We start from the raw sequence: 12,709 nt of genomic DNA, 5'->3' as shown, positions 1-12,709 counted from the left end.
GCGACCGCAACCGCCTGACCCGTGAGTGGTTCCATTCCGGTCGCGCCAAGTACATCGTTGCCGGGCCCGGCGCCGATGAGTTCGAGGGCACCCTCGAACTGGGCTATCAGATCGGTTTCCCGTGGTCGCTGGGCGTCGGCATCAACTTCAGCTACACCACTCCCAACATCCTGATCGACGACGGCAACCTGTCCGGCCTCGACCCGTTCAACTCGGTCATCACCCCGAACCTGTTCCCCGGCGTCTCGATCTCGGCCGACCTGGGCAACGGCCCCGGCATCCAGGAAGTCGCCACCTTCTCGGTTGACGTCAAGGGTGCGAACGGTGGCGTGGCGGTCTCCAACGCCCACGGCACCGTGACCGGTGCGGCCGGCGGTGTGCTGCTGCGTCCCTTCGCCCGTCTGATCGCCTCGACCGGTGACAGCGTCACCACCTACGGCGAGCCCTGGAACATGAACTGAGGACATGAACGTCTAGCTCGTCCCAGGCAAGGAAACAGCCCCCGGATCCCGTCCGGGGGCTGTTTCTTCGCGTTCGGTGCCGGGGACTACTCGCGGGGGCTGCTGTGGGCGCCGGTGCTGTGGCTGCCGGTGTCGCCGTTGTTGGCCTCGGCGAGCAGATCGCGGATCTGGGTGAGCAGCTCCTGCTCGGTGGCATCGGGCTCCGGCGCGGGGCTGCGGTTACGCCACGCGTTGTAGGGCATCACGATGAGGAAGTAGACCACCAGGGCGATCAGCAGGAAGTTGATGATCGCCGAGAGCAGGATGTTCAGGTCGATGGCCTGCCCGCCGCCGATACCGATGCGCAGGATGCCGTAGTCGGACTCGCCGCCCGCGCCGATCCGGTTGATCAGCGGGGTGATGATGCTGTCGGTGAACTTGGTGACGAGTGCGGTGAACGCGGTGCCGATGACCACGGCGACTGCCAGGTCGACGATGTTGCCGCGCATCATGAATTCTTTGAAGCCTTTTAACATGCGAAGACCCTTTCCGCGGTTGACGGGTGAATTGGCCCAACAGGGCGAACATAACCGTTTTCGACACGCGGGAACCGGTTTCGGTCGTTAACTTCTTGGCGGCAGTTCGGTGACGCCCGGCAACGACGAGATCGCCGACGGGGTGCAGCTGAGCCGCCTGAAGCGGCCCGCTCAGTGAATGGTCAGGGTGAGGGCCTTGGCCAGGCTGGCCGCCGCCACGTCGTTGGCCGACCGGGCCGGCAACGCCACGAGGGCGACCCGCTCACTGCCGACGCCCTTGGGGCGTTCGGAGACCAGGACCACCACGGCGTCGGTGGCCACCACGATGGGCCGGGTCTGATCGGCCGGTGCCGCGGGCCCAGCGGGATCCTGGCGCACGGTCAGGACGTCCACGACATCCCCGGCCCGGATCATGTCCAGCAGCGCGGTGTCGGCCAATTGCAGCGGCACGATCCTGGCGTCGGGACCCGCGGCGGATTCGGCCAGCCGCGGCCCGAGCAGACGCACATCGGTGAGCACCTCGCCGCGCCGGGCCGGCCCGGCCAAGGTGGCGCCCACGACCGCCGAGACCTCGGTCTTGGCGCCGTCGGGCACGGTCGTGACGCTGCGGCTCTCCAGCCGGATGTCCTCGGCGGTCAGCTCGGCGCCCGGCGCCAGATCGCGTGCCGCCACCGCGATATCGGTGAAGTCACCGCGCGGGTCGGAGCGCACCGCGGCGATCCCGGCCAACACCACCAGGGCCGCCGCGGCGGCCCGGCGCGCGGCCACGGTGCGGCTCCAGTCGGGCCGCAGCGCTGCGGTGAGCCGGCGCAGGGCCGGCGGATTGAGGGATTCGGCCATGGCGCAACGCTATGCGCCCGAGCGCCCGGTCAGAACGGGGAAATCGCCGGCCTGTGGATAACCCGGTGGGTCAGCTGGAGGCGGCGGCCGCCGGAGCGGAGCTGCTCGACGACGAGCTGCTCGACGAGCTGTCCGAGGACGAGGACTTCTCCGCGGGCTTCGCCGGCTTGTCCGACTTCTCGGGCGAGCCGCCCTCGGAGCCCTTGGCCGAACCGTTGGACGAGCTCTTGGCGGACTCGCGGTTGTCGGTGCGGTAGAAACCGCTGCCCTTGAAGACCACGCCCACCGAGCCGAACAGCTTGCGCAGCTTGCCGGAGCACTTGGGGCAGCTGGTCAGCGCATCGTCGCTGAACGCCTGCACCGCGTCGAACCGATTGCCGCACTCGGTGCACGCGTAGGAATAGGTAGGCACGGAAAAACCTCCGAGTTGGTGAAAACTGTTAGCACTCTACCGGCTCAAGTGCTAGAACCGCTATGTGGGGCATGTCATTCCCGCGGGCCGCCGGCGCCGGCGCGCCGGACGGGGAGCACTGCTGGTGCTGGTGGTCCTGCTCGCGGTGGCGGCCGTGCTCGTCGTGGCCCGCACGCGCCCGCCGCCTGCCCCGTCCGCCGGCGCTCCGCTGTCCTCGGCCGGGCCGTCCGGCTACGAGCCCGCGCGGGCCCTGCTGGCCGGGCTGCCGGTCAAAGGCTGGGATCGGCATACCGACTACGCCCGCCACCGGTTCGGCGAGGTGTGGAGCGACGACGTGAGCGTCGAGTTCGGTCGCAACGGCTGCAACACCCGCGATGACATCCTGCGCCGCGACCTGGCCGACCTGGTGGTGCGGCCGGGCACCTGCTACGCCCAGAGCGGGGTGCTGCACGACCCCTACACCGGTGCCGCCATCGCCTTCGTCCGCGGCCCGAAGACCTCGGGTGCGGTGCAGATCGATCATCTGGTGTCGCTGTCGGACGCCTGGTACAAAGGCGCGCGTGAGTGGGATCCGCAGCGCCGCAAGGAGTTTGCCAACGATCCGGGAAATCTGCTCGCGGTGGGCGAAAAACCCAACTTCGACAAGGCATTCCGCGATGCCGCCGGCTGGCTGCCGCCCAACCCGGCCTTCCGCTGCGAGTTCGTGGCGCGCCAGGTGATCGTCAAAGACGCCTACCGGCTGTGGGTTTCGGCCAAGGAGAAGGATGCGATGGCGCGGGTGCTCGACGCCTGCTGACCGGGAGCGCCCTGCCGGTCGCCGAGGACGATGAGGGCGCCGACGGTCATGATCGGCCAGGCCCCGGACCGTGGCAGCACCACGGCGATCAGGCCGCCCCACACCACGATCGCCCAGCCCAGCCAGGCCGGTACCCGCTGCCCGTTTCGGGTCAGGCGCAGGATCAGTGCGCCGAGCAGACCGAAGGGCACCCCGAAGCTGCCGGGGCTGAACCAGAACGCCTCGGATGCGGCCAGCTGATCGGGCCGCGGTCTGAGCGTCAGCGTGTCGATCCACCCGTCGCGGTGAATCTGGGCCCAGGCGGAGCGGCGCGAGTCGGCGGCCTTCAGGACGTGGAAGATCGCCCCGACCACGGCCACGCGGCCACCCCACGCGGTAATGTTTCCGTTGTTCACATTAGGGGATGTTAATGACGTTCACATCTGGTCGCAAGACCTATCACCACGGCGATCTGCGCCGCACCCTGATCGCCGAGGCGCGGGCCCTGCTGGCCGACGGCGGGGCAGCCGGGGTGACGCTGCGGGCGGTCGGGTCGAGGGCGGGTGTCTCACCGGCGGCGTCCTACCGGCATTTCGCCGACAAGCAGGCCCTGCTGGCCGCCGTCGCCGCGGAAGGCTTCGACGACCTGACCCGCCGGGCCGCCGTGATCCGCGCCGATGGCCCGCCCGGCATCGCCACCCTGCACCGGATGACGTGTGTCTACATCGAGTTCGCGGTCGCCGAACCCGCGCTGTACCGGCTGATGCGGGGCCCGCAACTGTTCGACCGGGCCCGCCATCCCGAGCTCGCCGAGGCCGAGGACCGGTTGCGTCAACAGGCCGAGGGCGCGCTGTATGACGCCCGCGCTGCCGGTGAGATCGCCGATCTGCCCATCCACGACGTCGCGACCACGATTCACCTGATGATGCACGGGATCGCCGTGACGGCCGGCGAGCGACAGGTGGCCGATGCCGCGGCGCTGTCGGAGCGGGTGATGGCCGTCCTCGACGCCGGCCTGCGGCCCCGGTGAACCGGGCACCGCATTGATACCCAAAATGAAGTTTTTAATCCACTTTGTGAAATAGTGTTCCCGGTGTAGGCGATCCGGGAGCGTGAAGCATGGCCAAGCAGGCGAGCACGGGTGGGGTGCAGTCGATCGAACGGGGCTTCGAACTTCTGGAGATCATGGCTTCGGTCGGCGGTCCGATCGGGGTGAGCGAGCTATCGGACCGTTGCGGGCTGCCGATCCCCACCATTCATCGCCTCATCCGGACCCTGCTGAACAGCGGCTACGTGCGGCAGCTGCAGAACCGGCGGTATGCCCTTGGGCCACGGTTGATCCGCCTGGGTGAGAGCGCGACCCAGCAGTTCGGCCGGTCCTCGCGTACCCATCTGGCCGAGTTGGTCGAGAAGATCGGCGAAACGGCCAATATGGCGGTGTTGGACGTGAACATGGCGGTGTATGTCGCTCAGGTGCCCTCGGCGCACACCATGCGGATGTTCACCGAGGTGGGACGCCGCGTGTACCTCCATTGCACCGGTGTCGGCAAGGCGTTGCTCATGCAGATGCCCGACGACGCGGTGCGGGAGTTGCTGAACCGCGCCGGGATGCCTTCCTTCACCGAGACCACCATCACCGACGCCGACGCCATGATCGCCGAACTCGCCCGCAGCCGTGAACGCGGCTACGCGATCGACGAGGCCGAGCAGGAGATCGGCGTGCGGTGTTTCTCGGTACCGGTACCGAAAACGCCCAGCCTGACCGCGATTTCGATATCCGGCCCAGGGGGACGGGTCACCCTTGATGCGGTCGAACACGTCGTTCCGGTCCTGCAACGCGTCGCGCAGGAACTCAGCGCGGATTTCCAGCGCGAACCGCGGTAGCGATCACCCGCCCGTCCAGATCGGTTTCTGCTTGGTCAGGAACGCCTCCACACCGATCTTGAAGTCGTCACTGCCATAACACTTCTCGACCAGATCATCCCCGTCGGGCAGATTCGCGGCGAGCAACCTGCGGGCGCTTTCCTTGACCACCCGCATGGTCAGCGGGGCATTGTCCGAGAGTGTCGAGACCAGTGCGCCGACCCGGGTTTCGAGTTCGTCGGGCTCGGCGATCTCGGTGACGAATCCGCATTCGTGTGCCTCTCCGGCGTCGATGATCTCCGCGAGCATCAGCATGCGTTTGGCCCGGTTTAGCCCGAATGCGGAGATCACCCGGGCGGTGTTGGACATCGACAGGCAGTTGCCGAGAGTGCGGGCGATCGGAACCCCGAACCGGGCGGTCGGCGTGGCGACGCGGAAATCGCAGGCCGCGGCGATCGCGAGGCCCCCGCCCATCGTCGCCCCGTTCAGGATCGCGATGGTCGGCACCGGCAGTCGTTCGACCTCACCGACCCTGGCGTCGATCACCTTCTCGTAGGCGAGTCCGTCCTTGCCGCCGTCGAAGGCACGGAATTGTTCGATGTCGGTGCCCGCGATGAACGCCTTGTCGCCGGCACCGCGCAGGGTCAGGACCCGGACGTCGGGGTTGTCCGCCACGTCCTTGCAGACGTCGCCGAGCGCGCCATACATCTCCCAGGTCATGGCGTTGCGCGCCTCGGGTCGGTCGAAGATGACCGACCCGACACCGTTGTGGACCGAAAAGTGCACGGTGCCGCTCATCCGCCGAACGCTCCCCGACTCCTGAGATCGTCGATTTCCGCGGCGCCGAAGCCGATCTCGGCAACCACGCTGTCGGTATGTTCGCCGAGCAGCGGTGGATGCCTGCGGATCTGCTGTGGTGTGCCCGTCAACTTCACCGGGAAGCCGATGTTGGGCACGGTGCCCTCGATCGGATGGGGGATCTCGATGCGCATCTCCCGGTGCCGACCGTGCTCGCTCTCGAACGCCTCCGGATAGGTGCTCATCCTGCCCGCCGGGATGCCCACCGCCAGCAGTTCGGCGACCCATTCCCCCGAGGTCTTGGTGGCGAAGGTCTCCTCGAGCGCCGCGATCAGTGCTTCGCGGTGTTTCAGGCGGCCGGGATTGTCGCTGAAGCGCTCGTCGGCGAGCAGGTCCGGCCTGCCGATCTGCTCGCACAGTTGGATCCAGAGCTTGTCGTTGGTCGCACCCATGACGAAGTAGCCGTCCTCGGCCTTGACGGCCTGGTACGGCGCGCTCATCTTGTTCGAGGTGCCGACCGGTGTCGGAACCTTGCCGGTACCCCAGTACTCCGAGGTGTCCCATATCGAAAAGGCCAGCGCCGCTTCGAAGAGGGATGCATCGATGTACTGCCCCTGGCCGCTGTTGCGGCGACCGATATACGCGCTGAGGATCGCATAGGTCGCGAACAGGGCACAGCCGATATCGGCCACCGGGACCCCGGCCTTCACCGGTGGCATACCGGGATGGCCGGTGACGCTCATGACCCCCGACATCGCCTGGGCCATCAGATCGAAGCCGGGCCGGTCCGCCCACGGCCCGGTCTGACCGAACCCCGAGATCGAGGCGTAGATCAGCTCGGGATTGACCCCTTTCAGCGTCTCGTAGTCGACGCCCAGCTTTTTCACCACCCCGGGGCGGTAGTTCTCGACCAGGATGTCGGCGGTCTCGACGAGCTTGTGGAACACCTCGCGGCCCGCGGTGGTCTTGAGGTTGAGCGTCACGCTGCGCTTGTTGCGGTTCATGTTGAGGAAGCCCATGCTGTCGGGCCCCTTCATCTTGAAGCCCATCGACGAACGCGTCTGATCGCCTTGTGGGGGCTCGATTTTGACGACATCCGCGCCCAGGTCGGCGAGCAGCATGGTGGCGTACGGGCCGGCCATGACCTGGCTGAAGTCCAGGACCCGGACGCCACTGAGGGGAAGGCTGGTAGGCATCCGGTCTCAGCTCCACCCGGGAAGGATGAAGATCAACCAGGTGAGGATCGGGGCGATCAGGACCATGGAGAATCCCCAGATGTTGAGCTGACGGAAGATCTTGTCGCGCTCATCGTCGGTCGAGCTGGCCACCACCAGGGCACCGGAGGTGGAGAACGGGCTGGAGTCGACCACCGATGCGGAGATGGCCAGCGCGATGATCATCGACACCGGGCCGATCTGGCCCGACAGCAGGAACGGGACCGCCATCGGGATCAGCGCCCCCAGAATGCCGGTGGTGGAGGCGAACGCCGACACCAGGGCGGCGATCAGGCAGATCAGGAATGCCGACAACAGTGGAACGCCGATGTCGGCGACCCCGTTGCCCAGCCAGTCGATGGTGCCGATCCGGTCCATCATCGAGACATAGGTGACGATGCCGCAGATCAACAGCACTGTGGGCCAGGCGATCTTGTTGATCGCCCCCTTGTTGATCTTGGGTGAGAACAGCGAGACCACGACCGCGACCAGCAGCGAGGTGAAGCCCACGTCCGCACCGAAGAACAGCACCGAGACCGCCAGGGCGGCGATTCCGCCGAGGGTGATGATGCGGGCCCGGTCGAGCGCGACCTCGGCCACCGTGGCGGTTCCGCTGGGGGCGGGCGCGGTTTTGACGGCGGTCGCCGTCGGGCCGGTCCCGCCGCCCGGTCCGGGCGGTGTACCGGTCGGGGAGCCGCCGCCACTGCCAACACTGCCGTTGTCGCCGTTGCGAATCGCGATCCCGTCGCCGCGGTCGACCATGCCGAAGAGCCGTCGCCCGCCGAAGAGGAAGAACACCACGACACCGAGCGCGATGTTGAACACCGCGGTGCAGGCGAACAGCAGCAGGGGATTGCCGGGCAGGTCGTTGCGCACGACGACACCGTTGACGATTCCGCCGAAGATGCTCAACGGTGAGAATCCGCCGGCGCTGGCGCCGTTGATGACCATCAGACCCATGAGCACCGTGCGGATGCCGTAGCGCCGCGCGAAGCCCATCGCGATCGGCGCGATGATCGCGACGGATCCGGGTACGACGGCGCCGACCGCGGTGAGGGCGCCGGTGACGAAGAACATCACCCAGGGAATCAGCGCGACGCGGCCGCCGACGGATCTGACCGCTTTCTCGACGATGTAATCGACCGTCCCGTTGTCGGCCGCGAGTGCGAACAGATAGGTGATACCCACCAGAATCATGAAGAGATCGGCGGGAAATCCGCCGAGAATCGCGTCCAGATCCTCGCCGAGCACGAACGTGCCCACCAGATATGTCGCGATCAATGCCAGCGCTCCCATATGGACCGGAAGCACCGTCGCGATCAAGAAGACCGCCACCAGTACCAGTATCGAGATCAGCTCATGTGACACGGGCCCGTCCTGTCAGAGATCGGATAGTGAAACTGCCGATGACAGAAGAATTTCCGCATTACGGAAATATTCTTCCGTCGAACAGAACATTCCACAGTGGAACGCACCGCGTCAAGGGTTGATCGTGATGTGGGACACAACGATCACGCCGATGTGAGCTCCGTCTGGACGGTAGGCAAATGTATCCCTATTATCGACTAGCGAGAGAGCTTTTCCGCATCGTGACAGTTTGTGCGATCTGTGGGGTCGCGCGAATCGAAAGGACGAGTGATGGGCCGTCATTTCCTGCAGATTCCCGGACCGACGAACTGCCCCGACGAGGTGCTGCGCGCGATGGCGGCGCCGACGATCGATCACCGCGGCCCGCGGTTCCAGGCGATGGGCAAACGCCTGCTCGAACAGATCAAACCCGTCTTCGGCACCACCAACCCGGTGGTGATCTACGGGGCGTCCGGCACCGGCGCCTGGGAGGCCGCACTGGTCAACACCCTGAGCCCCGGCGACCGGGTGCTCTGCTTCGAGACCGGACATTTCGCCACCCTGTGGCGCGCGATGGCCGAGGAACTCGGCCTGACCGTCGACTTCGTCCCCGGCGACTGGCGCCACGGCGTCGACCCCGCCCTGGTCGCGGAAAAGCTGCAGGCCGACCGCAACCACGAGATCAAGGCGGTGTGCTGTGTGCACAACGAAACCTCGACCGGGGTGACGAGCCGGATCGCCGAGGTACGCGCGGCCATGGACGCCGCGGCGCACCCCGCGCTGCTGCTGGTGGACACCATCTCCTCATTGGGATCCATCGACTACCGCCACGACGAGTGGAAGGTCGACGTGACGGTTTCCGGATCGCAGAAAGGCCTGATGCTGCCACCGGGCCTGAGCTTCAACGCCGTGTCGGACAAGGCCCTTGAGGCCCACAAATCGTCGAAACTGCCCAAATCGTATTGGGATTGGACTCCCATCCTGGCTGCCAATGCCAACGGGTTCTGGCCGTACACGCCGGCGACCAATCTGCTCTACGGACTCGAAGTCGCCCTGCAGATGCTCTACGACGAGGGCCTGCCCCAGGTGTTCGCCCGGCACCAGCGGCACGCCGCAGCCACCCGGGCGGCGGTGCGGGCGTGGGGACTTGAGGTGCTCTGCCTCGACGAACGTGAGCATTCCGGATCGCTGACCGCGGTGCTGGTGCCCGAGAACGTCGACGCCGATCAGATCCGCTCGATCATCCTGGACCGGTTCGACATGTCCCTGGGGACCGGGCTGTCCAAACTCGCGGGCCGGGTCTTCCGCATCGGCCACCTGGGTCACTTCAACGACCTCACCCTGGTCGGGACCCTCGGTGGCGTCCAGATGGGGCTCAACCTCGCCGGGGTCCCGATCAAACAGGACGGCATCATGGCGGCCCTGGAACTGCTCGAGAAGTAGGTAGCGTAAGGCGAAGCGAGGCAACGCAAATGGCCATCAGCGAGGTCCAGCCACCAAGGGCGGAATCGGCGACACTGATCGAGAGGTTGACGGCCGCCCTCGACGGCGAGGTCGCCGCGGACGCCTACTCGCGCCACCTGTTCTCCCGGGACGCGAGTATGTACTCCATCGAACCCGTATGCGTCGTGTTCCCCAAACACACCGCCGACGTCGCCGCCACGGTACGAATCGCGGCGGCGCACGGGTTGAGCGTGACGGCCAGGGGCGCGGGCACCAGCCTGGCCGGCCAGACGATCGGCGCGGGCATCGTCATCGACTGCTCCCGGCATATGCGCGAGATCATCGACATCGATCCCGAGCGCCGGGTGGCCCGGGTACAGGTGGGTGTGGTCCAGGATGATCTCAACGACGCCGCGGCGCCCTACGGCCTGATGTTCGGACCCGACACCTCGACGAGTAACCGCGCCACCATCGGCGGCATGCTCGGCAACAATTCCGCCGGGAGCGGTTCGCTGCGTTTCGGTATGACGATCGACCACATCCGCGAGATGGACGTCGTGCTCTCCGACGGCTCCCTGGCGCATTTCGGGCCGGTGGACGAGGACGAACGCAGCGCCCGTGCGGCGCCGTCGACGCTGGAAGGTGCGCTGTATCGCGATCTGCCCAGGCTGGTGGAGAAGAACGCCGAGGCGATAGCGACCGGTTTCCCGCCGTTCTGGCGGCGGGCCGGTGGCTACCGCCTGGACCGGCTCGCCGATACCTCGGGGCCGTTCGACCTGGCCAAGTTCGTGGTCGGCAGCGAGGGCACCTTGGTGATCGCCACCGAAGTAGAGGTCGACCTGGTCCCCAAACCGGGCCATACGGTCTATGCGGTAGGGCATTTCGGCACCACCCAGCAGGCCATCGAAGCCACCACCGACGCGTTGTCGTGTGACCCCGCGCAGGTGGAGCTGATGGACAAGACCATTCTGGACCTGTCCCGGCAGCGGATCGACTTCGCCGGGCTGGGGGAGGTGCTGGTCGGTGATCCCGCGGCGCTGCTGTTCGTCTCGTTCGCCGGCGACGACCACGACAAGGTGCTGCACGATCTCGACGCCCTGATCGACCTGTGGCAGCGTAATGGCCACGGCTATCACACCCTGCGGCTGGAAACCAAAGAGCAGCAGAAGGATCTGCTGAAGGTCCGCAAGTCGAGCCTCGGCCTGCTGATGGCGGCCAGCGAGGGCTCGAACCGGCCGCTGGCCTTCATCGAGGACACCGCCGTACCGCCGGAGGTGTTGGCCGAGTACACCGCCCGGTTCGCCGAGATCCTCGACGAATATCAGATGAACGCGGGTTTCTACGGCCACTGTTCGGTGGGCTGCCTGCACATCCGCCCGTTCGTCGACCTCGCCAAACCCGAGGAGATCGTCCGGATGCGGGCCGTCGCCGAACGCATCAAGGACCTCGTCACCGAATTCGGCGGAGCGAACTCCAGCGAGCACGGCGACGGACTGGCCCGAAGCGAGTTCAACCGGGAGATCTTCGGCGACGAGCTGTACGAGGCGATGCGCGATGTGAAGCGGCTGTTCGACCCCGACCAGCGGATGAACCCGGGCAAGATCGTCGATGCCCCGTCGATGACGGACAACCTGCGCGACGCCAAACTGGCTCCGGCGCCGCTGCTTCGGACCCGGCTGGACTTCGAGGTTCTCGGCGGCATGCGGGGCGCCGCCGACCGGTGCATGAACATCGGCCAGTGCCGCAAGAGCACCACGGGGGTGATGTGCCCGTCCTACATCGCCACCCGCGAGGAGGAACACGCCACCAGTGGATGAGGTGGTGGATGAGGATGCAGATGCCGACGGTGACACCGCCGATGGTGACGTACTGCACGGGTGGTCCTTAGCGGATGTGGGCCGTGGCGATGACGGCGAGGGTGATGGCGGCGGAGGCGGTGACGAGGGCGGTGAGTACGGTCCGGGCGGTCGCGGTGGAGGCGCGGCGGGGCCAGATGGTGACGGCGAGTGCGGCGGCCATGGCGACGGCGACGAGCAGGGCGGCGGCGGTCGTCACGACGCGGTCCGCTTCAGCTCGCGGTTGATGAGCCGGACCACGGTCTCCCGGGGGACCTGCTTCCCGTGGACAGCCTGGACAGCGGCCAGGGTCTCCTCCCTGTCCAGCCCGTCCCGGACTGCCTTGTTGACCGTGTCCGTGATGGTTGGGACAGCGGGGCGCAGGGGGCGGACTGTGTCGTCTGACCTGCTGTCCAGCACTGTCCGGACGGCGTCCGGGGTGACGGTGATGCCGTGCTTGGCGAGGTGGGCGGTGATCTCCTCGGCGGTCGCGTCCGGGAGCGAAGTGGCGCGGGCGAGGATCATCTTTCGTGCCGGGCCGGACAGGCTGTCCTGCTGTCCGGGGTCCTCGCCCTGGTCCGTGTCCGGGCTGCCCTGGTCCGGGTGTCCGGACGAGGCCAGCAAGGCGGCGTGCTGTGCCTCGACACGCGCCAACTGCCGCAGCTCGCCAGAGAGAGCCAGCCGGGCACCGACCTCGCCTCGCCGCTGGAGCAGCCACTGTTGCGTCCGACTGTCGAGCGGCCGGGCGGTGTGCCGCATCACGAGCGTCCAGAAGCCCTTGGCCAGAGCCGAGATGACCGCGCCGACGATGCCGGCTGCCTCGGCTCCGGTGACGAAGCCGTGGACGATGACCGCGGCCATGGCGATCCCGAGGGCGATGTGCCCGGCGATGCGGGGCGCGCGGGCCCGGTCGGCGTCGTAGCGGGCGAGCCATTCCAGGGCCATGCAGCCGACCCACGGGGCGTCGTAGCCGACGGCGACCGGGTAGGCGACGAACGCCGGGACGGTGTTGGACAGGAGGTCGCCGACGTTGGCGGTGGTCCAGGCGACGGACGCGGCGACGAACGCGGCGGCGCCGGCCTGGACGCCGGTGAGGACGGTGTGGTCCCAGTCGCGGGGCGGCACGGGGACGGTGACGTTGTACTCCTCGTCGACCATGCGGGTGTCGCCGTTGACGGTGTGAGGGACCTTGCGGGTGCGCGGCTC

Annotated in this window: 15 protein-coding genes; 6 read left to right on the top strand and 9 right to left on the bottom strand. The window is 67.2% G+C overall.

Annotation, left to right across the window (positions count from 1 at the left end; genetic code table 11):
* Positions 1–461, top strand: a 461-nt coding sequence (locus ACWDTP_RS32715; protein ID WP_450027375.1) for an MspA family porin, incomplete at its 5' end; no start/stop codon positions are given.
* Positions 462–547: 86 nt separating this feature from the next.
* Here the strand turns inward: ACWDTP_RS32715 and mscL are convergent.
* The 3 genes from mscL to ACWDTP_RS32700 all read right to left on the bottom strand — a co-directional run bounded on the left by mscL (position 548) and on the right by ACWDTP_RS32700 (position 2,228).
* Entirely contained in the window at positions 548–976 is a 429-nt protein-coding gene (mscL, locus tag ACWDTP_RS32710; protein ID WP_450027374.1) for a large-conductance mechanosensitive channel protein MscL, read from the bottom strand.
* Between the two features lie 171 nt (positions 977–1,147).
* Positions 1,148–1,816, bottom strand: a complete 669-nt coding sequence (locus ACWDTP_RS32705) for an SAF domain-containing protein (RefSeq protein WP_450027373.1) — start codon at positions 1,814–1,816, stop codon at positions 1,148–1,150.
* 70 nt (positions 1,817–1,886) lie between these two features.
* A complete protein-coding gene (locus ACWDTP_RS32700; protein ID WP_450027372.1) occupies positions 1,887–2,228 on the bottom strand; it encodes an FmdB family zinc ribbon protein in 342 nt (113 codons plus the stop codon).
* A 64-nt stretch (positions 2,229–2,292) separates the two neighbouring features.
* Between ACWDTP_RS32700 and ACWDTP_RS32695 the strand changes: the two genes are divergently transcribed.
* Positions 2,293–3,024: an HNH endonuclease family protein gene (locus tag ACWDTP_RS32695; protein WP_450027371.1), complete on the top strand. Its 732-nt coding sequence runs from the start codon at positions 2,293–2,295 to the stop codon at positions 3,022–3,024.
* On the opposite strand, the gene ACWDTP_RS32690 is transcribed toward ACWDTP_RS32695, so the two are convergent.
* Positions 2,961–3,419, bottom strand: a complete 459-nt coding sequence (locus ACWDTP_RS32690) for a DUF6463 family protein (protein ID WP_450027370.1) — start codon at positions 3,417–3,419, stop codon at positions 2,961–2,963. The two genes, ACWDTP_RS32695 and ACWDTP_RS32690, sit on opposite strands and share 64 nt — an antisense overlap.
* 14 nt (positions 3,420–3,433) lie before the next feature.
* Here ACWDTP_RS32690 and ACWDTP_RS32685 point away from each other — a divergent pair, with 14 nt between their 5' ends.
* Positions 3,434–4,033: a TetR/AcrR family transcriptional regulator gene (locus tag ACWDTP_RS32685; RefSeq protein WP_450027369.1), complete on the top strand. Its 600-nt coding sequence runs from the start codon at positions 3,434–3,436 to the stop codon at positions 4,031–4,033.
* A gap of 89 nt (positions 4,034–4,122) precedes the next feature.
* A complete protein-coding gene (locus ACWDTP_RS32680; protein ID WP_450027368.1) occupies positions 4,123–4,887 on the top strand; it encodes an IclR family transcriptional regulator in 765 nt (254 codons plus the stop codon).
* Positions 4,888–4,890: 3 nt separating this feature from the next.
* On the opposite strand, the gene ACWDTP_RS32675 is transcribed toward ACWDTP_RS32680, so the two are convergent.
* Genes ACWDTP_RS32675 through ACWDTP_RS32665 form a run of 3 tightly spaced genes read right to left on the bottom strand, consistent with a single transcriptional unit; the run spans position 4,891 to position 8,246 of the window.
* On the bottom strand, positions 4,891–5,664 hold the full coding sequence (locus ACWDTP_RS32675) for an enoyl-CoA hydratase/isomerase family protein (RefSeq protein WP_450027367.1): 774 nt from the start codon (positions 5,662–5,664) through the stop codon (positions 4,891–4,893).
* On the bottom strand, positions 5,661–6,860 hold the full coding sequence (locus tag ACWDTP_RS32670; RefSeq protein ID WP_450027366.1) for a CaiB/BaiF CoA transferase family protein: 1,200 nt from the start codon (positions 6,858–6,860) through the stop codon (positions 5,661–5,663). Before ACWDTP_RS32670 ends, ACWDTP_RS32675 begins: the two co-directional genes overlap by 4 nt.
* 6 nt (positions 6,861–6,866) lie before the next feature.
* Complete coding sequence (locus tag ACWDTP_RS32665; protein ID WP_450027365.1) at positions 6,867–8,246, bottom strand: SLC13 family permease; 1,380 nt, start codon at positions 8,244–8,246, stop codon at positions 6,867–6,869.
* A gap of 270 nt (positions 8,247–8,516) precedes the next feature.
* On the opposite strand from ACWDTP_RS32665, the gene ACWDTP_RS32660 reads away from it, so the two are divergent.
* Entirely contained in the window at positions 8,517–9,668 is a 1,152-nt protein-coding gene (locus tag ACWDTP_RS32660; RefSeq protein ID WP_450027364.1) for a pyridoxal-phosphate-dependent aminotransferase family protein, read from the top strand.
* Positions 9,669–9,697: 29 nt separating this feature from the next.
* The gene (locus tag ACWDTP_RS32655; RefSeq protein WP_450027363.1) at positions 9,698–11,485 is read left to right on the top strand and encodes an FAD-linked oxidase C-terminal domain-containing protein; all 1,788 of its coding nucleotides are present in this window, start codon (positions 9,698–9,700) and stop codon (positions 11,483–11,485) included.
* Positions 11,486–11,552: 67 nt separating this feature from the next.
* Here ACWDTP_RS32655 and ACWDTP_RS32650 read toward each other — a convergent pair whose 3' ends face one another.
* The gene (locus ACWDTP_RS32650) at positions 11,553–11,723 is read right to left on the bottom strand and encodes a hypothetical protein (protein ID WP_450027362.1); all 171 of its coding nucleotides are present in this window, start codon (positions 11,721–11,723) and stop codon (positions 11,553–11,555) included.
* A partial coding sequence (locus tag ACWDTP_RS32645; RefSeq protein ID WP_450027361.1) for a hypothetical protein occupies positions 11,720–12,709 on the bottom strand: 990 nt, incomplete at its 5' end. The genes ACWDTP_RS32645 and ACWDTP_RS32650, both read right to left, overlap by 4 nt.

Source organism: Mycobacterium sp. NPDC003449, from assembly GCF_053588415.1.
This window is presented reverse-complemented; position numbering and strand designations above follow the sequence as displayed.